Origin of the sequence: Acinetobacter sp. MF4640 (genome assembly GCF_002018895.1) — a bacterium.
Classification (GTDB): domain Bacteria; phylum Pseudomonadota; class Gammaproteobacteria; order Pseudomonadales; family Moraxellaceae; genus Acinetobacter; species Acinetobacter johnsonii.
Window position 1 is genome coordinate 1 of the sequence record NZ_MVOM01000050.1, and the last position, 19,091, is coordinate 19,091.

A 19,091-nucleotide genomic window follows, 5' to 3' on the forward strand; every position below is an offset into this window, starting at 1 on the left:
GAGATCCATGCACGTGTAGCAGTCCTTAACAGATTTACGGAATTAGGTCGACCACTTACCCAAGTTACGCCTTAAATTTGGCTCAATTAGGGGCGCTTTGCATTTCAAATCTTTGTGCAACAAAGCCTCTTAAAGGTGTAAACTTATTTCAGGACGGGACATTATATAAATAAAAAAAGCCTTGGATGTCCCAAGGCTTTTTAATCTGCTTACGCCGCAACAGATTCTGGTTTTGATTTGTCATCTAATACTGACCAAATCTTTAAACCTAAGTCAGCATGTAAATCAGGCAAATCAAGAAAAATACTAGCACCGAGCACTTCATGATTACATTTTGCCACTAGCTGATTAACGGCTTTTAATGTCCCACCTGTCGCTAAAACATCATCCACAATAATCACTTTTTGCGACGGGGTATTGGCTGCCATTTCTAAGCGGTCTAAACCATATTCCAAACTATAACCTACACCCACCACCGGTGGTGGCAGCTTGCCTGCTTTACGTACCAACAATAAACCCTTACCTAAACGTTGTGCCAATAAGCTCGCAAGCACAAAACCACGCGCTTCTACAGCAACAAAACTATCTACTTCCGCCAACTGCTCAGCAGGAATACTTGCAATTAACGCGTCAGTTAAAGGGTCAATATTGCTCATAAACAATGGTGTTAAATCGAAGAAGCAAATCCCAGGTTTTGGAAAATCTTGGACCGTACGAATGTGCGACCACAACGTTGTAGACAAGTTGTTCATAGGAGATCAATAAAATTTGAAAAAGAATAGATGAATTTTACAGCTTTATCTGTTAAAAAAACAGACAAGCTCTGGGCATGCAGCCAACTGAACAGTCAAAATATTGATGTAAATTATTGTTTTTAATTAAATCATTTATTTAATAAATATTAGGTATAGATGTACTCAATATTAAAATAGCAATTTAACTCTGCATTTACATCACGACCTTAGTCTATATTTTAAGGATTTTAAAAGACTAGCTAATTGAAAAAAAACATCTTTTTTCATGAAATCACCTATATCTTTCACACTTTTACAAAACACGATCTGGTTTTAAATGATACGTTTTGTCCTGATCATCGCTTTTAGCAGATAGATTCAATCATTAAACTCCGATATTTACTTTACATTCGTATTAGAACTGCGTAAAAATTTAGGTTAGCGAAGTATGCTAACCACTCAGATGAATAGCAGCTTGCGTAATGGATTATTTTGCTGAACCCTTTCTTGTTCAGCGTTTTGGAGAGTCAAATGAAGAAGTATCAATGCATCGTTTGTGGATGGATTTATGACGAAGCAGAAGGTTGGCCACAAGATGGCATCGTGGCGGGAACGAAATGGGACGATATCCCTGACGATTGGACTTGCCCAGATTGTGGCGTGTCAAAAATCGATTTTGAAATGGTTGAAATCTAATTCATAGTGTTAAAGACCATGCAGCATGGTCTTTTTTTACGTCTTTAAAATAATCTCTGGAGAAGCTTATGCATCCCATCGTCATCATTGGCTCAGGTATGGCAGGCTATGCTGTAGCACGTGAATTTCGCAAGCTGAACCCTGAACAAGAGCTGCTTATGCTATGTGCAGATGATGCGACTAATTATGCCAAACCAACATTGTCCAATGCCTTTGTTGCCAACAAAGCGCCTGAACAGATTGCTTTGGGTGATGCAGAGAAAATGGCAACACAACTGAAAATGCAAATTGCCACGCATACTTGGGTGAAAGAGATTCATGCTGAACAACAGCAGTTAACCGTTATTAAAGATGGAGCTGAATCTACACAGCCCTACTCTCAATTGGTTTTAGCGGTAGGAGCAAACCCAATTCGCTTAGCCATTGCAGGTGATGGAAGCAATGACATTCAAGTTGTAAACAATCTAGACGACTATAAAACCTTCCGCGCAGAACTTGAAAAACGTGCAGACAAACGCGTAGTCATTTTAGGTGCTGGTCTCATCGGCTGCGAATTTGCCAATGATTTACAACATACAGGCCATCAAGCTACCGTCATCGACTTGGCAAACCAGCCTTTGGGTCGTTTATTGCCAGCGCATGTTTCAAGTGCCTTTAAAGAAAACCTTGAAGCAACGGGTATTCATTTTGTCCTTGGCACCACAGTTGAAAAAGTATCTAAAATTGAAAATGGTGACTATGTTGTGACCTTGGCGAATGGTCAGTCTTTGGTTGCAGATGTAGTCTTATCTGCGATTGGCTTACAACCGAGCATTTCTCTGGCAAAAGAAGCAGATATTCAAACCAGTCGTGGCATTTTGACCAATGCACAACTTGAGACCAATCAGCCGCATATCTACGCGGTAGGAGATTGTGCTGAAGTGAACGGACTCTTGCTGCCTTATGTCATGCCGATCATGCAGCAAGCACGCGCTTTAGCCAAAACCTTAAATGGTGACACAACTGCAGTGCATTACCCTGCTATGCCTGTAGCAGTTAAAACACCTGCTGCGCCGCTCACTGTTTTGCCTGCGCCAATCGATGCAGAGGTGAACTGGGAAACTGAGGAATTAGACGATGGCATGATTGCCAAAGCCCTAGACAGTCAAGGTACACTTCGCGGCTTCGTACTGCTCGGTGCAACCGCAGCGAAACAACGTTTAGCATTAACAAAACTGGTTCCAGACTTGATTCCAGCACAGGTTTAGAGTTTAAATAAAAGGACATTTATAACAATAGATGTCCTTTATGTGAGGATTACAATAATGAATAGCGCACTCCAATATAATCTTTCACCCTATACCTCTTTTATGCGCGAAACCAAAGTCGACTTAGGCAATGGTATTGAACTCCATGTCGAAATCGGTGGCGAAGACCATCATCCGACCATTGTTTTGATCATGGGCTTAGGAGCACAGCTCTTATTTTGGCCTGATTTCTTCTGTAAATCTCTGATTGAGCAAGGTTTTCGTATCATTCGCTTTGATAACCGAGATATTGGTTTATCTTCAAAAATTAAACATCAAGGTCCACGCTTAAACACCCTCAAACTGATGGGTCGTTTTGCTTTAGGTTTAGATAACCGTGGTGCACCTTATGACTTATATGACATGGCTGACGATGTGGCACTGCTTTTAGACCGTTTAGGTTTAGATGAAAGTTATGTGATTGGTGCATCCATGGGTGGTATGATTGGGCAAATTCTAGCAGCGCGTCACCCACAGAAGGTCAAAAAGCTCGGCCTAATGTTCACCAGTAACAACCAACCTTTACTGCCGCCGCCTTTTCCAAAGCAACTCTTTAGTCTAATTGGTCGACCTGAATCGACCGATGAAGAAGGAATTGTGAGCCACTCTTTGAAAGTGTTTAAGATCATTGGCTCGCCTGATTATCACAATCCAATCGAGTCAATTCAGACTTCTCGCAAATTATATCGCCGAAGTTATTACCCTGCGGGTGTACTTCAACAGTTTTTAGCAATATTATGTACAGGTTCTTTATTGCAACTGGACAAACAGATTCAACAACCGACCCTTGTGGTACACGGTTCGCGAGACCGTTTACTCCCGCCTAGTCACGGAAAGGCCGTTGCAAAGGCAATTATGGGTGCTAAATTTGAATTAATTGATGGAATGGGGCATGATATCCCACCGCACTTCATTCCAAATCTTAGCGAATTATTTGCACAACACTTTAAATCATAATCATTAGGACACTATGGCTGCATTACCATCCTTAAGACAGCTGTCATATCTCGTTACACTGTCAGAAACGCTGCATTTTACTGAAGCTGCACGCCGTTCATTTGTAACCCAATCGACTTTGTCGGGCGGGATTATGGAGCTTGAACGCCTACTCGGTGGCGTACTTGTAGAGCGTGATCGCCAAAATGTGCGCTTAACTCCTCTAGGCGAGCAAGTCGTTGCTCGTGCTCGTGTTCTACTGGCAGATGCTCAAGACCTGATGCGTTTAAGCCGAGAAATGAGCGAGCCTTTAACTGGTGATTTACATCTAGGTGTTATTCCAACCATTGCGCCATTTATTCTGGCGCAATTGTTAGATGAAGTGCATAAGCAACTCCCTAAAATTCAACTACATTTACACGAAGCGCAAAGTGAGAAAATTGTAGAAAAACTCGAACATGGCAATTTAGACATGGTTGTGTTGGCTCTACCTTTTGATACACGTGGCTTAAAAGTTGCCGAAGTCGCAAAAGAAAGTTTGTTTTTGGTCTGCAATAAATCAGATATCGCAAGCCAAGCCAAATCGCTGGATGATTTGGATCTTTCACGCTTAATGTTGCTGGAAGAAGGTCACTGTTTACGTGACCATACTCTAAGTGCCTGCCCAATTGGTGAGCGTAAGAATGACCATCGTTTAAAAGCGAGTTCTTTACCGACCCTTGTGGAAATGGTATCGGCTGATCTTGGTTTTACCTTATTACCTGAAATCGCAATTCATACCAATATGATTAAAGCGAATCCAGATTTGATGGTTAAACAAATTGAAGCTGCTCCAAGCCGTATCTTGGCTTTGGTGACACGTAAAAGCACCCCGCTACAAAGCGAATTTGATGTGCTATTACAAATCCTGCAAAAAATTACTCAAGATCTACACTAAGCTTATTTTAGTGCATAAAAAAGGAGTCAAACATGACTCCTTTTTTTATGCCTGAATCTTTTTTAGATCCAAGCCTCCCCCAAAATTATTTAATCACATCTAGCAAATAACGCTGTGCATTATGCTCGGTTTCGCCTTCAGCTGGCGTCGCACGAAGCCAAGTTCCATCACCTTGTAGTAACCAAGCTTGTTGATTATCCTGCAAATAGGTCAACAAACCTTGCTGATAAATACGTTTTTTCAAAGCTGGATCTTCAATTGGGAAACAGGCCTCAACACGATTAAATAGATTTCGATCCATCCAGTCGGCGCTCGAACCATAAATACGCGAATCGCCATTATTACTAAAATAGAAAACACGCGTATGTTCTAAGAAGCGCCCCACGATCGAACGTACACGAATGTTTTCCGAAAGCCCTGGCAAGCCCGGGCGTAGACAACAAATTGAACGAATAATGAGATCAATTTGTACACCTGCTTGTGATGCCTCATACAGCTTATTGATTAGTTGCACTTCGGTTAGTGCATTCACTTTCACAATAATCTGCGCTTTCTTACCCGCTTTCGCATTGGCAATTTCATCATCAATAAAGTTGATCAGTTGAGCATGGAGCGTAAATGGCGCATGAAGTAGCTTTTTCAGCTTCGCCATTTTCCCCATACCTGTCAATTCTTGGAAAATACGGTGTACATCTTCACACAACTCTTTATCGGTCGTGAGCAAGCCATAGTCGGTATAAATTCGTGCATTACCCGCATGGTAGTTACCCGTTCCCAAGTGCACATAACGAACGAGTTTATTATTTTCACGGCGTACCACAAGAATCATTTTGGCATGGGTTTTATAGCCCACAATGCCATAAACAACCACTGCACCCGCTTCTTGTAGCACATTTGCCACTTCGATATTTGACTCTTCATCGAAACGCGCACGCAGCTCAATCACTGCGGTAACTTCTTTACCATTACGCGCCGCTTCTGCTAAGACTTGTACAATTTCAGAGTCTGCACCACTGCGGTATAGGGTTTGCTTAATCGCCAACACTTGTGGGTCACGTGCAGCTTCACGCAACAAGTTAATCACAGGTGCGAAAGACTCAAACGGATGATGTAGTAAAATATCCTGCTTCTGCATTGCAGAGAACATGCTTTCCGACTTTTTCAACACTTTAGGAATAACAGGAATATGTGCGTCATACCGTAGATGTGGACGTTTAAAATTGGACAATAAACGCGCCAAGTTCACAGGTCCTTCGACTTTATACAACTGCTCCTGATGCAGATCAAATTCATCTAGCAAGTAGTTATAAATATGTTCTGGACAGTTTTGTGTAACTTCCAAACGTACTGCTCGTCCAAAACGACGTGAACTTAACTCACCTTTCAGTGCTTTGGCTAAGTCTTCAACATCTTCGTTGAGCGCCAAATCAGCATTCCGTGTGACACGGAACTGATAACAGCCTGTTGCTGTCATCCCTGGGAACAAGTCAGAAACATGCTCATGGATGATAGCTGAAAGCATCACATGATGCTCTTTTCCACCTGTGAGTTCATCCGGTAGACGAACCACACGTGGCAATGAACGTGGTGCAGGAACAACGGCCAAATCAATCTGACGACCAAATGCGTCTTTCCCTTCCAAAGTCACAATAAAGTTGAGACTTTTATTCACTAAACGCGGAAATGGGTGCGCAGGGTCAAGGCTAATCGGTGTTAAGACAGGTGCAACCTGTTCTTGGAAATATTTCTTCACCCATGAAGACTGTGCAGGCGTCAGTTCCCCACGGCGTAAGAAGCAAATGTCTTCCTCACGTAGTTTCGGCAGAATTTCATCATTGAGAATACGATACTGACGTTCAATTGCAGCATGTGCAGTTTGCGAAATTTGGTCGAGTACTTGGCGTGGGGTTAAGCCATCGGGGCTACGACTTTCATTACCCAGATCCAACTGTTCCATGACGCCTGCAACACGAATTTCAAAGAACTCATCTAAGTTACGTGAAAAAATCAGTAAGAAATTCATCCGTTCTAACAGCGGATGTAAAGGATCTACGGCTTGTTCCAATACACGTAAATGGAAATCTAATATCGATAACTCACGGTTAATATAGCGATCGTTATACGCGTATTCAGGTTGTAGTATCGGAGATGTGCTTGCTGCCGTATTCATAGCTAACCTTTGATTATTTGAATGCGTTTTATCATGATAAGTATGCTTCAATTTTGTGACAATTTCATAAAAAAAAGCCCTTAAATTTGGGCTTTTTCACATCAATCAAATTAAGGGATATCGCTATAGCGCATATACTTTCGAATCATGCGCTCACGGTTTTGTAACTTACGGTCATTTTGATGATCTTGGTAGTATTTCGGATTGGGTAAAATGGCCGCTAAAAAGACCGCCTGCTCTCGGCTTAAGCTACGTGAACTTTTACCAAAGTAGTGTTGGGTTGCAGCTTCCACGCCATAGATATTATCGCCAAACTCCACCGAGTTCAGATATACCTCTAAGATGCGTTCTTTGCTCCACATCCGTTCCATCATCCAAGTTGCAACAGCTTCCTGACCTTTACGAATGAATGAACGCTTGTTATATAAAAATAAGTTTTTGGCCAATTGCTGAGAAATCGTCGAACCGCCCGCAACCACTTTGCCCGTGTCATTATTACGTTCAAGCGCTGCTTGAATCCCATCCCAGTCAAAACCATGATGTTGCATAAATTTGCCATCTTCAGCCGCAACAATGGCTTTTTTCATGTACTCACTGATTTCGTCATAATCACGCCATTCATGTTGAATAGGCTTAGATGGCTCAGACCAATAATCAATCCGCATAAACATGGTGGTTTCCACTGGCTTGTAACGCCACCACGCTAGACTTGCAAAAATCCACAACTGTACCAAAAGCACGAAGCTGACAACGACTAACAAACTACGAACAATAAAAGCTTTCATGCCAGTGGCTTACTCCAAAAATCATTTTTATTCATGCTAAGCTTGGGCAAATATAGCAAAATTTTAGCAAGAATAGCATGACCGAGCTTACACCTCCGCAAATCAAAACAAAATTTGACGTACATTTATGGTGGATTACCGCCGTCATTATTGCCGTGAATGTTGGACTGTTTTTTTGGCAAGTCCTGCATGGCATGGATGTCAGCAATCCAAGTACGGCGGATGCCATACGCTGGGGAGCAGACTATGCACCGCTCACCTTCTTGGCTGAACCGATGCGTTTATTGAGCAGTATGTTCTTTCATTTTGGCTTGGTTCACCTCATGTTGAACATGTGGGCGCTGTATATTTTTGGCAGTGTGCTAGAGCAAATGTTTGGACGTGTCTATTTTCTTGCGCTATATGTCCTTGCGGGCCTCATGGGTAGCTTGCTCAGTGGTTATATTGCCATCCAAGACAGTTATGAACTAATTCGTGTGGGTTTAGCAAACCCTGAACTCTTGCCGCGTGTCGGTGCAGGCGCTTCAGGTGCCGTCATGGGGCTGGGCGCAGCGCTGACGGTTCTATCCCTTCTGCCGATGCTCCCACAGCAACGTTTTATTTTAGATAAAAAGACGTTGCTCATCGTGATGGGAATCAACTTAGCCATGGGCTTTATGATTTCAGGTATTAATAATGCCGCACATATTGGCGGCATGTTGATGGGTGCTGTTTTGGCGGCACTTTGGTATCTCTCCCAAAAGACGCAGCAGCGTTGGATTATGCCGCTGAGCCTTGTTTTGGCAGCCTGCGGTTCGTATTGGTTTTACTTACACTGCCAAAACCTTGTGGTCTACATTCAACCCTTATGGTCAGAAGTGTTAATGATGATGCGTCAACAGCTCAATTTCTAAGATTCAACGCTTAAGATATTAAGAGATCAATCACGATTGATTGATCTCTCTCAAACTTTGTAAAGGTGGAATCTCACTGAGATAACTTAAGCGATAACGCCCAATCAGCGCGCAGAGTACGGTCATGAACAGCGGTAAAATGAGCCAGATTTCCCAGTGTGGCTGAAGGGCTAATCCCATGCGATAACATGCGACCGCACTTATCGCTTCAGCAAACAAACAAGAAACCACACCTGCCATAAAACCAATAAAGCCAATTTCTAGACTGAGCATGGTTCTGAGTTTTTGCTTGGAACCCCCAAATGAGCGTAATAACGCCACTTCACGTTTGCGCTCATCCATGAGTAAGTTCAGGCAAGCAATTAAAACCAGAATACCTGAAATACTCACTAAAACTGCAAGGATCGTGACAATCTGCACCAGCACCGTCACGATGCGCTTAATTTCATCTAAAATTAAACTGACATCAATAAAGACGGTATTGGAAAATTGCTGAATAATGCTGACCAATTTCGCTTTGTCAGACTCAGGCACATAGAAACTGCCCAAATAACTGCCCGCATTTTCATCCATGGTCTTTGGCGCAAAAATAAAGAAGAAGTTTGGACTAAAACTTTCCCATTCCACGGTTCTTAAATTCGCCACTTTGGCGTGAATGACACCCTCTGGTAAACTAAAGGTCAGTTGGTCTCCCACTTTTATCCCAAGCTCTGTTGCGGTATTGGCTTCTACCGAAACTTGTCCTTTTGCTGTCAGTTTTGATGCGCCAGAGACAATCATATTGTCTTTAGGATAACTGTCTGCTTGGGTTAAATTTAACTCACGGCGTAAGGAATTATTTTGCTTCACCAAATCTGCAGCAAAAGGCTGTCCATTTTTGGCAATCAGTCTACCTCGAATATTAGGATAGAGTGGCGTACTGTTCCAATGATTCTGCTCAATTTGTGCTTTTAACTCAGGCATGTCAAAAGGCGGTAAACCATATACAAACTGATTAGGCGTTCCCGCAGGAATTTGCTGCTGCCAGCGCTCTAACAAATCGGTTCGTAATACGGCTAAGACCGTAATTAAACTAAGTCCCAAAGCCAAAGCGGTAATCTGAAATGCAGTCTGGTAAGGCGTGCGAACATAGGCAGAAACCGCATTTTTCAAGCTACGGATAAACTTCAAACTCAGCCAGACCACACTGTATAGCACTGCACACAGAATAATAATCGCACCAATGACCATGGCTGTCAGTACCATGTTTTCAGTCAGAACGATACTAAACAGCACCAGACTTGCCGTTCCTGCGAGCAGCATCCAAAACATAGACGAAACCGATTTTTCTTGACTGCGAATGACACGGATCGGTGGAGTATTCAAAAGCTCCCAAAAACTTGGTAAGACAAAACCCAATAGCACCACAGCACTGGTCAACATGGCAATCGGAATCGGCCCGAGCAGCATATCCCAAGCTGAAAATGCAATACTTAAGTGTGGAATCAGTTGTAACATCAACTGTAACAGGCCATAACCCAGCCCTACCCCCACGACACTCCCGACCAGCATGGCAAGCAAGAACACCACACCCAACAAACTGAGGTAAGCCCAGAGAATTTGTGACTTCGCAGCCCCCATACAACGTAATAGCGCAATGTGATCTTGATTTTGTTGTACAAAGCGTTGGCTGGTCAAAGCAATTGCAATTCCACACAACAAAATCGTTAAGATATTCGCCAACTGCAAAAAAGTGTCCAAATTTGCAATTGGTTTCATTAAGCGGGTATTGCCCTCACTGGCATTGCGTAAGCGTAAGCTGTTTTGTGGCTCCTCAGCATTGACACTTTGAGCGGCCGCATCTACGTCCATAGGTGCTACATTTTGCTTCTTAAAATTTGCTTCAAACTGCTGAGTATTTTGTGCTGTACCTGCCATCAGTAGACGATAGTCAATACGACTACCGACTTGTATGGCATTGGTCTTGGTAATATCCGCTTCAGAAATAATCACCGTCGGCGAGAACCCAGAAAAGCCCAACTCTTGATTGGAATCATGCTCAATCAAGCCTGTCACCTTGAAAGTACCATCTGCAATATTCAGCTGATCGCCCAGTTTAACCTGTAGCAAATCCTTAGCACGCTGACTCAACCACACTTCACCCGAGGCAATGCGCTTCGCAGCAGGCTGAATGCGTAACTCTCCACGCAGAGGAAAGGCTTGATCGATGGCTTTGACATTGACCATAACAAACTGATCATCTGTATATGCCATCGAACTAAAGACAGTGACTTCGGATTGTTTTAAATCGAGAGCTGTCGCTCGTGCTTTCCATTTCGGATCGAGTTTTTGGCTGTCCGTTAAAACCAAATCTCCTGCTAGCATCTCGGCGGCTTGCAGCGCTACGGCATTTTGAATTTGTTCATTACTGAACTTCAGCGCAGTCGTTGCACTGATCGCGAGGGTCAATGCAATAATCAATAAATACACACCGCTACTTTTAAAACTTTGCTTCAGTAAGGGCTGAAATAGAGAATTCATTTTATCCTCCCGTTCGAGGATGTTCGATCAACTGACCATCGAGTAATTCAAAATGGCGCTGGCACTGTTCTGCAAGCGTATGGTCATGCGTCACTAAAATCAGGGTCGTACCCAACTCACGGTTCAACTGAAACAATAGTTGCTCAATTTCTCGCGCAGTTTGACTGTCTAAGTTTCCTGTTGGTTCATCGGCAAAGATAATTTTTGGCTCAGCAATCAGCGCACGGGCAATTGCGACGCGCTGCTGCTCCCCACCCGAAAGTACCTTCGGTGTTTGGGTGGCCTGTCGCTCTAATCCAACCTTTTGCAACAAACTCAAAGCACGTTGCTCCGCTTCAGCGAAGTTAAATGATGGATGAAGCCGTAACGGCAGCATCACATTTTCAACAGCAGTCAGGTGTGGCAGCAGTTGAAAGGACTGAAACACAAAGCCAATATGCTTTAAACGCACCTGTGCACGCTGTTCTTCATTGAGCTTGGAAATACTTTCACCACAAACGATTAACTCACCACCGCTAGCCTGATCTAAGGTCGCCAAAATACCCAGTAAGGTAGACTTTCCTGAACCTGAACGTCCTGTAATTGCGACTTGTTCACCTGCTAATATGCTCAGACTCAAATCTGAGAAAATGGTCAGTTCTTTTTGCGGAAGTTTAATCTTTTGTGTCAGTTGCTGGGCAAAAATAATCACTTGTGGCATGATGCTTACATCACTATGAACTTGGGTCATAACATCCCTATATGCAAATATTCGTGCAAAATCGCAAATTTAAAAAACGTATCAGTTCATACTTGGTTTTGCTTGCACTGTGCCTAAGCCCCACTTGGGTTTTTGCAAAAACCGTGATGGTTTTAGGAGATAGCATTAGTGCAGGTTATGGCATAGAACCACAGCAAGCATGGGTAAATTTACTGCAAAAACGGTTAGACCAACAGTATCCGAAACAACACAAAGTGGTCAATGCCAGTGTGAGTGGTGAAACCACCAGTGGCGCTTTGGCTCGTTTACCCAAACTGTTGCAAACGCATAAGCCAAATGTGGTGGTGGTTGAGCTTGGCGGGAATGATGGACTCCGTGGTCAACCCCCTCAGATGATTCAAAAAAATTTAGCGCAACTGATTCAACAGAGTCAAAAAGCCAATGCCACCGTGGTTGTCTTGGGAATGAAAATACCGCCAAACTATGGCACAGCCTATAGCAAGGCATTTGAAAATAATTACAAAATGGTCAGTCAACAATACAAAGTTAAATTACTGCCCTTCTTCTTGGAAGGTGTAGCAGGAAATAAAAGCCTGATGCAAAAAGACTTGGTCCATCCAAATGGCAAAGCACAGCCTATTTTATTAAATTTAGCTTATCCCTATATAAAAGGCGCTTTATAAAGCGCCTTTTATTCTGATCATATCCGCTAATCAGAAGTCAAAAAAAACCACTTCACCACTTTCAAGTGAGTACTCAGCGCCAACCACTTGTAACTTGCCTTTAGCAATCAAGCTTTCAAGCACAGCTGAGCCATGACGTAACTGATTTACAGAGGCAAATACATTTGAACGCACCGCGTGTTTAGACAGTTTGCATAAGTCATGTTTCAGTTCAGTTTGCATCAAGGTTTCAACCGAAGGACGGACACGGTTTACAATCGACATCAAGTTTGCAGAAGGTGGGCTATCTGGGTTCATCAGAGTGTCAATGGTGGCTTGAATCGCGCCACAGTGGCTATGACCAAGTACCACAACTACTGCACAGTCATAACGCTCAGCCGCAAATTCAACACTGCCAACTTGCGAAGGTGCAACCACATTTCCTGCAACACGAATAACAAACAGATCACCCAAACCTTGGTCAAAGACCATTTCTGCAGGCACACGAGAATCAGAACATCCGAGTACAATCGCAAATGGATTTTGGTCTTCCGCCATCTCTGCTCGTGCTTGGTGAGACAATTGCTTATGGTGGGTTGTCTCACCCGCTACAAAACGTTGGTTACCTTGTTTTAGACGGCTTAAAGCTTCTTGAGCTGTTAGCATTCCCTTTCCCACTCGGTTGTTATTAAGTTGGACTAGTTTAATCCCAGCGAAATTGATTGTCACTTGCAAAAAACATAGCCGCTTCTTTTTTTGCTTGATTTTAAATTTGCATTTTATCTCAAACAAATCGTTATGCAGTTCACACTTTATCCAAATGCAGTATATCCTTTCAAATAAATAATTAATGACATTTGCATGAAAGCTATTAGAATCAAACAGACCTGTAAATAAACATAAAAACCATTCAAAATCAGAGCATTTTTATCTTATTCGGTCAGTTTTTTCATTCATCTCCGTTTAAGGATGAACCATGATGATGCGCTCAAAATCCGTCTTGAAACAAAGTTTAAAGGCCGGTCTATTCGCCTTAGCTTTGTCATTTCCTTTCGCCAGCCATGCGGTCGAAAATACCATCATCAAAGACAAACTCAGTTTACAAAGCTACCTTCTACAAGAACGCGTCACCGCCGGTTTAAAAACCAAAACACTTAAAGTGGAAGATATCGTTTGGAGCTATAACGAAGGCGGTGCCGTTGATAAGCCAACGATTTTGCTGATTCATGGTTTTGCTGGAAATCGAGACAATTGGAACCGTGTAGCACAGTTTCTAACGCCTTATTACCACGTGGTTATCCCTGACCTTCCAACCAACGGCGACACCAAAGTCCCAGATAATTTTGATCTCTCTATGCCAAATGTCACAGAGCGACTCCGTCGTTTTGTTGAAGCTATTCATATACAAGATAAGCTGAATGTTGCAGGACATTCCATTGGTGGTTCAATTGCAACTCTATATGCCGCGCAATACCCTTTTGACACGCAAAGTTTGTTTTTATTGAACAGTGCGGGCATTTATAAAAACGCCAACACCAACTATGCCAAAGACCCGCATTATTTAAAGCACTTGATTGTGAGCAAGCCGGGCGATTTTGATGATGTAATGCAACGTGTCATGCAAACCCCAATCAAAATGCCCTATTATTTAAAACGCGCCCAAGAAAAACAGTTAATTACTCAGGCTGAAAAAAACAGTAAAGTGATTGATCAATTGGTGACCTTGAACCGAATTTATACCACTGACTCCTTTGCTCGAGTGACCCGAAATATTGAAGCACCCACCCTCATTTTGTGGGGTAAGCAGGACAAAATTATTAATGTCGAAGTGGCGAATGAGCTCAAATCTTTATTGAAACGTGCTGAAGCTCCTGTCATCCTTAACAATGTTGGTCATATGCCACTTTTGGAAGCAGAACAAGCAGTTGCACAGCACTACCTGCCTTTTCTTGCAAAAACACAAAAGTTAAAAAATCCATTGGCTGATAAACTGATTCCACTAAATTAATTTTGTTGAGTACGTATGCAGAAACACCCTATGATTGAGCAGCTCATTGAAGCTCATCTTAATTTTTTAGATCATGAGTTTTCGCAAGCAAGTACCGTACAAAATGAATTCACCCTCTTTTATCAATGGTTTAGAAAACAAACTTTGCAGCAACTATGGAGCTTTGAAGACATCAATGCGCTGTTGCAAAAACAAGTCCTAGCCACACCTGCGACCGAGTATCTGATTTCACAAATTGCTGAACATATTAAATTTGCCTTGATTCATCCCATCAATGAATCAACCAAAGTTGCCGATGTGATTCCTGTACTTACCATCGACAAAATTGCGCAGTATGTCGCGAGTAAAAGTGGGCATCGTCAGCGCCTAATTAAAACTGTAGTAAATAACCCAGCTTTTTCGGCCATGATTACCCAGCTGATTCAGCACTCGATTCAAGACTATTTGAACAACTCGGTGATGACTAAACGTGTGCCGGGTGTTTCTAGTTTTATGAAAATGGGCAAGTCGGTACTGGAAACCGTCACAGACTCAAACCTAAATGACACCATCGGACATTATTTGCAAAAGAACATTTTAAAACTCAGTCAAATGAGCGAACAGGTGTTAAATCAAAACTTTAATGATGAAAAGCTATATCACTTTCAAGCCAACCTTTGGCACAAAATCAAAGACATGCCTTTATCAGTTTTGAAAAATTATATTGAAGTACAGGACTTAACTCAAACCGTCGCAATGGGTCACGAAATTTGGGCACACATGCGTCAAACCGACTACCTCCAACAACAGGTGCATGATGGTGTTTACGCTTGGTACATTCGCAACCAAGAACGATCTTTTGATGTACTCCTACGTGACTTAAATATCGACGAAGCTTTAATTCAAAATGAACTTCAAGGCTTGCTCAATCCTATTATTCAAGAGCTCATCCGATCACATTACTTACGTGATCGAGCACGCTATTATTTAGAACAGTTTTATTATTCTGACCAAGCACAAGCGATTTTAAAGCTTTAAAGAGACAGACCCGTTACTTGAACGGGTCTTTTTATTTAAGCCAATTTCTATAAATTAAAAGCTTGCAGAGAAACTTACGCCATAACGACGCCCGTCTAGAACTTGTTCACCATCAGCATCTTCAGCTTTTTCATCCAGAATATTATAGACACCAAATTTTCCTTTCAAGCTTGGTGTAAATTTATAGTTAAAACCAACATCTAAAAATTGATATGCTGGTGTAGGCTCAGACATACTGGCACGACCTAAATATGCGGATGTTTCACTTCTGTAGTGCAAACGCGTCCAAACATCTAATGTTTCATTAATATCAAAATCTACCGTCGCATTAAACATATGTTTTGGCATTTGATTCAAAGGCTCACCTTTTAGAGCGCCTGATTTCTGCTCAGTTTCTGTATAAGTATAGTTTGTACTTAAATTCACACCGTCGGCAAGTTCTGTATCAAATGTCGCTTCTAGACCTTGCATTATAGCCTCATCAACATTAATTCTTGAGCTAATAAAGTTCCATAAGCGAATGTTACCTGTTGTCGAGTCTATACGACCAAATGGGTCAGCACATGTCCAAGTTGCTGAATTACTGTTACTACCATTTGGTGAAGAACAATCACGAACTTCTGTAATTTTATCTTTATATTGAGTATGGAATACAGTTAATGATGTTTTAGACTTATCCCCTTGCCATGCTGTTCCAAATTCATAGCTTACTGATTTTTCAGGTTTTAAATCATCATTACCCATAATGAAGGCACTACCCTTACCTGTTACAGAGTGTACATCGCTTGATGATTGCTTTAAGTCAGGTTGCTTGTAGCCAGTAGAGACCCCGCCTTTAAATGTCCATGCATCTGTTGGATTGTAGACACCATATAAACGTGGAGAGAAGTTTCCAGCATAATTTTCATCATGGTCATACCGTAAGCCAGTAGTTAAATTAAACTGATCTGTTATCGACCATGTATCCTCTGCAAAAATAGCAAATCCCCAACGCTCCAACTCAGCTATAGGCAAATCCGCATTTTGGTTTGTTGCACGGTCAACAAGCGATTCATTTTTAAAATATAAACCAGAAATTAAATTATGGTTACTTAACTGTAAATTCCATTGTGAATTAGCAAGCCAAGTTTCCAACTCAATACCACTTAAACCTGTCGAGCTGTTTACACGGTCTGGGTTTTTTGAATTCTCATATTGAATATATGAGCTACTGCTTAATAAGTCGCTATAATGACCATTATGAGTCAAGCTAAATACGTCTCTGTAATTCCGTCCATAAGAATCGGTTCCTGTACTTAGAATTGTTTTCCCAGCTGTAGATTCTGACTCCTGTTTAGTAAAGTTTGCCTCTAACTCAAGATCATGTGTATCGTTAATTAAATATGTAAACCGAGAATTTAAACTTTCTACTTCTGTACCACGAAAACCACCAATATAACTATCTTCATTACGTTGACTTTTGTTTACACCCAACTGCATACCTAATTTATTTTCAATTAATGGGCCTGCCAAATAGATTGTCCCATTTTTAATATCACCAGAATTTCCTTGATCCTGTAAAACAGTGCCTAATTCAACCGTTCCAGACCACTCATCACTGACTTTTTTCGTAATGATATTAATAACCCCCCCATAGCATCTGTTCCATACAATGTAGATGCAGGGCCACGGATTACTTCAATTCGCTCAATAGCAGCCATTGGGGGTAAAATATTTTTTTCAAAACCACTATCATCACCATTTGGGTTTACATCTTTAGAGTATTGGCGTTTCCCATTTACCAAAAATAAAGTGTAGTTTGACCCCATTCCACGAATACTTACAGTCTGAGCTGAACCCGCTCCAGAAATTACAACTCCGGGTGTGTTTCGTAGTACATCAGTAATATCACTATATTGTCGTTTTTCGAGCTCTTCCTTTGTAATTACGGTCATACTGGCTGGTGCCCGTGTAACATCCTGCTCGTACCCTGCTGCAGTAACAACAATCGTCTGTAATTGTGTTGTTTCTTTCTCTTTCGTGGTTTCAATTGTTTCATTTGCCATCGCAAATGAACTCATTGCTCCTACAACCGCTAAAGCCAAAGTTGATCTCGTTAGATTTTTACCCATAACGCATACACCCAAATACAAAAAAAGGAGAGATTGTGTAAATTTCGTAGGGCATTTTAACAAATGACAAACATATTGCAATTAATATTAATAATTATTCTCAATTACATTTTGGCTTTAGATAAAATATAACCCCCTAATTTAAGGAGGTTATTTATTAAAATGGTTTAAAATTATTTGAAGTACGCGCCTTCTGCCTGCGTATGATCCGTCTGGTCAATCACACGACGTAACTCAGGAATGTGTTGTTGCAGAGTCGTTTCAACACCCTGTTTCAAGGTGACATCAATTGCTGAACAGCCTTGGCAACCACCACCGAATTTCAGTACAGCCGTTAAACCATGTTCTTCATCTTCAACAACTTCAACCAATGCACAGTTACCACCATGCCCTGCTAGACCTGGGTTAATTTCAGACTGAAGAATATACGTAATACGCTCTTCAATCGATGCATCAGGGCCTACACGTGGTACTTTCGAGTTTGGTGCACGGAATGTCAACTGCCCACCAAAACGATCTTTGTTGTAGTCAATCACCGCATCTAATAAATATGGAATAGACGGTGTGTCGATATACGCAGGAAAGTCTGGATAATCTTGACGGTAATCGGTTGGGATCACTTCTTCAGGCGCGCTATATGCCATACAACATTCAGCACGTGGTGTACCCGGATTTTCAACAAATACACGTACAGCAATGCCCGGTGTATTTTGTTTTTCTAATAAATCACGTAAATACTCTTGTGCAGTCGGAGTAATCAATAAGTTTGGAATTTCCTCTGCAACTGCAGTGCTGCTGTTCTCAGTCGACATAACAATCATTTCCTCAAGCTGAAGTTGCTATTTTAACTGAAGATGCGGGGTAATTAAAAAAAATCAACCAAAATTGTCGGATTTATTGTGAAAGTTCATCTTTCCGCTCAATTTAATGGCATTATGACCACAAGATAGTTATATGCAGAACATCTCAGAAATGTTGGATTTACCTTTTAATCATACAGTTACGATCATTATTATTACGGTCATTATTTCTATGGTGGCATTTTCAAATCAGAACGTGATGAACCGTCTGATTTTCTGGCCTCCTGCGATGCAACGTGGACAATACGATCGTTTTATTACACATGGCTTTATTCATGCCGATGGTATGCATCTCCTGTTCAACATGTTCACCCTGTTTTTCTTTGGCAGCATTATTGAAAGTTTTTACCGTCAATACTTCTATGAGTTAGGCTTTATTTTGTTTTATCTGGGTGGTTTAATTTTTGCCATTTTACCAAGTTATTTAAAACATAAGAATGATGTGCGCTGGGCAAGCCTTGGTGCTTCTGGTGCGGTCTCTGCGGTATTGTTCGCTTATGTGTTGTTTGAACCTTGGAAGCTGATTTTTGTATTTTTTATTCCCGTACCTGCGATTATTTTTGCAGTGTTGTACGTGGCATATAGCATCTGGTCAGGTAAAAAAGGCAACTCAAACATCAATCATAGCGCCCACCTTTGGGGAGCTGCTTATGGGGTCATCATGACCTTAATTTTAGAGCCGCGTCTTAGCCCGCACTTTCTGAACAAATTAACCCAGTTACCTATTTAAAGCCGAACCCCTAGATTGCAAATGGATTGCATCCATACGCATATAG

At 41.7% G+C, this 19,091-nt stretch carries 16 protein-coding genes and 1 pseudogene; 9 read left to right on the top strand and 8 right to left on the bottom strand.

Going from position 1 to position 19,091, the window contains the following annotated elements:
• Positions 1-209: 209 nt before the first annotated feature.
• A complete protein-coding gene (locus tag MF4640_RS14805; RefSeq protein ID WP_078390065.1) occupies positions 210-752 on the bottom strand; it encodes an adenine phosphoribosyltransferase in 543 nt (180 codons plus the stop codon).
• A gap of 513 nt (positions 753-1,265) precedes the next feature.
• Between MF4640_RS14805 and rubA the strand changes: the two genes are divergently transcribed.
• The 4 genes from rubA to oxyR all read left to right on the top strand — a co-directional run bounded on the left by rubA (position 1,266) and on the right by oxyR (position 4,589).
• Entirely contained in the window at positions 1,266-1,430 is a 165-nt protein-coding gene (gene rubA, locus MF4640_RS14810) for a rubredoxin RubA (protein WP_004694381.1), read from the top strand.
• Positions 1,431-1,498: 68 nt separating this feature from the next.
• The gene (locus MF4640_RS14815) at positions 1,499-2,677 is read left to right on the top strand and encodes an NAD(P)/FAD-dependent oxidoreductase (RefSeq protein WP_078390066.1); all 1,179 of its coding nucleotides are present in this window, start codon (positions 1,499-1,501) and stop codon (positions 2,675-2,677) included.
• A gap of 57 nt (positions 2,678-2,734) precedes the next feature.
• Entirely contained in the window at positions 2,735-3,673 is a 939-nt protein-coding gene (locus MF4640_RS14820; RefSeq protein ID WP_078390067.1) for an alpha/beta fold hydrolase, read from the top strand.
• Between the two features lie 13 nt (positions 3,674-3,686).
• The gene (gene oxyR, locus MF4640_RS14825) at positions 3,687-4,589 is read left to right on the top strand and encodes a LysR family transcriptional regulator OxyR (RefSeq protein ID WP_004981021.1); all 903 of its coding nucleotides are present in this window, start codon (positions 3,687-3,689) and stop codon (positions 4,587-4,589) included.
• An 85-nt stretch (positions 4,590-4,674) separates the two neighbouring features.
• Here the strand turns inward: oxyR and ppk1 are convergent, their stop codons facing one another.
• Both ppk1 and mtgA read right to left on the bottom strand, forming a co-directional pair.
• The gene (ppk1, locus tag MF4640_RS14830) at positions 4,675-6,759 is read right to left on the bottom strand and encodes a polyphosphate kinase 1 (protein ID WP_058869227.1); all 2,085 of its coding nucleotides are present in this window, start codon (positions 6,757-6,759) and stop codon (positions 4,675-4,677) included.
• Between the two features lie 110 nt (positions 6,760-6,869).
• Positions 6,870-7,544, bottom strand: a complete 675-nt coding sequence (gene mtgA, locus MF4640_RS14835) for a monofunctional biosynthetic peptidoglycan transglycosylase (protein ID WP_004694386.1) — start codon at positions 7,542-7,544, stop codon at positions 6,870-6,872.
• A gap of 77 nt (positions 7,545-7,621) precedes the next feature.
• Between mtgA and MF4640_RS14840 the strand changes: the two genes are divergently transcribed.
• On the top strand, positions 7,622-8,437 hold the full coding sequence (locus MF4640_RS14840; RefSeq protein ID WP_005399875.1) for a rhomboid family intramembrane serine protease: 816 nt from the start codon (positions 7,622-7,624) through the stop codon (positions 8,435-8,437).
• Between the two features lie 30 nt (positions 8,438-8,467).
• On the opposite strand, the gene MF4640_RS14845 is transcribed toward MF4640_RS14840, so the two are convergent.
• Positions 8,468-10,957 (bottom strand): ABC transporter permease, encoded by a 2,490-nt coding sequence (locus MF4640_RS14845; protein ID WP_078390068.1) that lies wholly within the window; start codon positions 10,955-10,957, stop codon positions 8,468-8,470.
• Position 10,958: 1 nt separating this feature from the next.
• Positions 10,959-11,687, bottom strand: a complete 729-nt coding sequence (locus MF4640_RS14850; protein ID WP_078390069.1) for an ABC transporter ATP-binding protein — start codon at positions 11,685-11,687, stop codon at positions 10,959-10,961.
• 11 nt (positions 11,688-11,698) lie between these two features.
• Here MF4640_RS14850 and MF4640_RS14855 point away from each other — a divergent pair, with 11 nt between their 5' ends.
• Positions 11,699-12,340 (top strand): arylesterase, encoded by a 642-nt coding sequence (locus MF4640_RS14855; protein WP_005399878.1) that lies wholly within the window; start codon positions 11,699-11,701, stop codon positions 12,338-12,340.
• Between the two features lie 30 nt (positions 12,341-12,370).
• Here MF4640_RS14855 and MF4640_RS14860 read toward each other — a convergent pair whose 3' ends face one another.
• A complete protein-coding gene (locus MF4640_RS14860) occupies positions 12,371-12,985 on the bottom strand; it encodes a carbonic anhydrase (RefSeq protein ID WP_004981036.1) in 615 nt (204 codons plus the stop codon).
• 310 nt (positions 12,986-13,295) lie between these two features.
• On the opposite strand from MF4640_RS14860, the gene MF4640_RS14865 reads away from it, so the two are divergent.
• Entirely contained in the window at positions 13,296-14,327 is a 1,032-nt protein-coding gene (locus tag MF4640_RS14865) for an alpha/beta fold hydrolase (RefSeq protein WP_078390070.1), read from the top strand.
• Positions 14,328-14,342: 15 nt separating this feature from the next.
• Entirely contained in the window at positions 14,343-15,344 is a 1,002-nt protein-coding gene (locus MF4640_RS14870) for a hypothetical protein (protein ID WP_078390071.1), read from the top strand.
• Positions 15,345-15,398: 54 nt separating this feature from the next.
• Here the strand turns inward: MF4640_RS14870 and MF4640_RS14875 are convergent.
• A pseudogene (locus MF4640_RS14875) lies at positions 15,399-17,455 on the bottom strand (TonB-dependent receptor domain-containing protein).
• Positions 17,456-17,628: 173 nt separating this feature from the next.
• Positions 17,629-18,267: a Fe-S biogenesis protein NfuA gene (gene nfuA / locus MF4640_RS14880; protein ID WP_004981041.1), complete on the bottom strand. Its 639-nt coding sequence runs from the start codon at positions 18,265-18,267 to the stop codon at positions 17,629-17,631.
• Between the two features lie 160 nt (positions 18,268-18,427).
• On the opposite strand from nfuA, the gene MF4640_RS14885 reads away from it, so the two are divergent.
• The gene (locus tag MF4640_RS14885; RefSeq protein WP_078390075.1) at positions 18,428-19,045 is read left to right on the top strand and encodes a rhomboid family intramembrane serine protease; all 618 of its coding nucleotides are present in this window, start codon (positions 18,428-18,430) and stop codon (positions 19,043-19,045) included.
• Positions 19,046-19,091 lie beyond the last annotated feature (46 nt).

Coding starts and splice junctions, on each gene's coding strand:
- MF4640_RS14805 (WP_078390065.1), bottom strand. CDS start 752: ATGAACAACTTGTCTACAACGTTGTGGTCGCACATTCGTACGGTCCAA.
- rubA (WP_004694381.1), top strand. CDS start 1,266: ATGAAGAAGTATCAATGCATCGTTTGTGGATGGATTTATGACGAAGCA.
- MF4640_RS14815 (WP_078390066.1), top strand. CDS start 1,499: ATGCATCCCATCGTCATCATTGGCTCAGGTATGGCAGGCTATGCTGTA.
- MF4640_RS14820 (WP_078390067.1), top strand. CDS start 2,735: ATGAATAGCGCACTCCAATATAATCTTTCACCCTATACCTCTTTTATG.
- oxyR (WP_004981021.1), top strand. CDS start 3,687: ATGGCTGCATTACCATCCTTAAGACAGCTGTCATATCTCGTTACACTG.
- ppk1 (WP_058869227.1), bottom strand. CDS start 6,759: ATGAATACGGCAGCAAGCACATCTCCGATACTACAACCTGAATACGCG.
- mtgA (WP_004694386.1), bottom strand. CDS start 7,544: ATGAAAGCTTTTATTGTTCGTAGTTTGTTAGTCGTTGTCAGCTTCGTG.
- MF4640_RS14840 (WP_005399875.1), top strand. CDS start 7,622: ATGACCGAGCTTACACCTCCGCAAATCAAAACAAAATTTGACGTACAT.
- MF4640_RS14845 (WP_078390068.1), bottom strand. CDS start 10,957: ATGAATTCTCTATTTCAGCCCTTACTGAAGCAAAGTTTTAAAAGTAGC.
- MF4640_RS14850 (WP_078390069.1), bottom strand. CDS start 11,687: ATGACCCAAGTTCATAGTGATGTAAGCATCATGCCACAAGTGATTATT.
- MF4640_RS14855 (WP_005399878.1), top strand. CDS start 11,699: ATGCAAATATTCGTGCAAAATCGCAAATTTAAAAAACGTATCAGTTCA.
- MF4640_RS14860 (WP_004981036.1), bottom strand. CDS start 12,985: ATGCTAACAGCTCAAGAAGCTTTAAGCCGTCTAAAACAAGGTAACCAA.
- MF4640_RS14865 (WP_078390070.1), top strand. CDS start 13,296: ATGATGATGCGCTCAAAATCCGTCTTGAAACAAAGTTTAAAGGCCGGT.
- MF4640_RS14870 (WP_078390071.1), top strand. CDS start 14,343: ATGCAGAAACACCCTATGATTGAGCAGCTCATTGAAGCTCATCTTAAT.
- nfuA (WP_004981041.1), bottom strand. CDS start 18,267: ATGTCGACTGAGAACAGCAGCACTGCAGTTGCAGAGGAAATTCCAAAC.
- MF4640_RS14885 (WP_078390075.1), top strand. CDS start 18,428: ATGTTGGATTTACCTTTTAATCATACAGTTACGATCATTATTATTACG.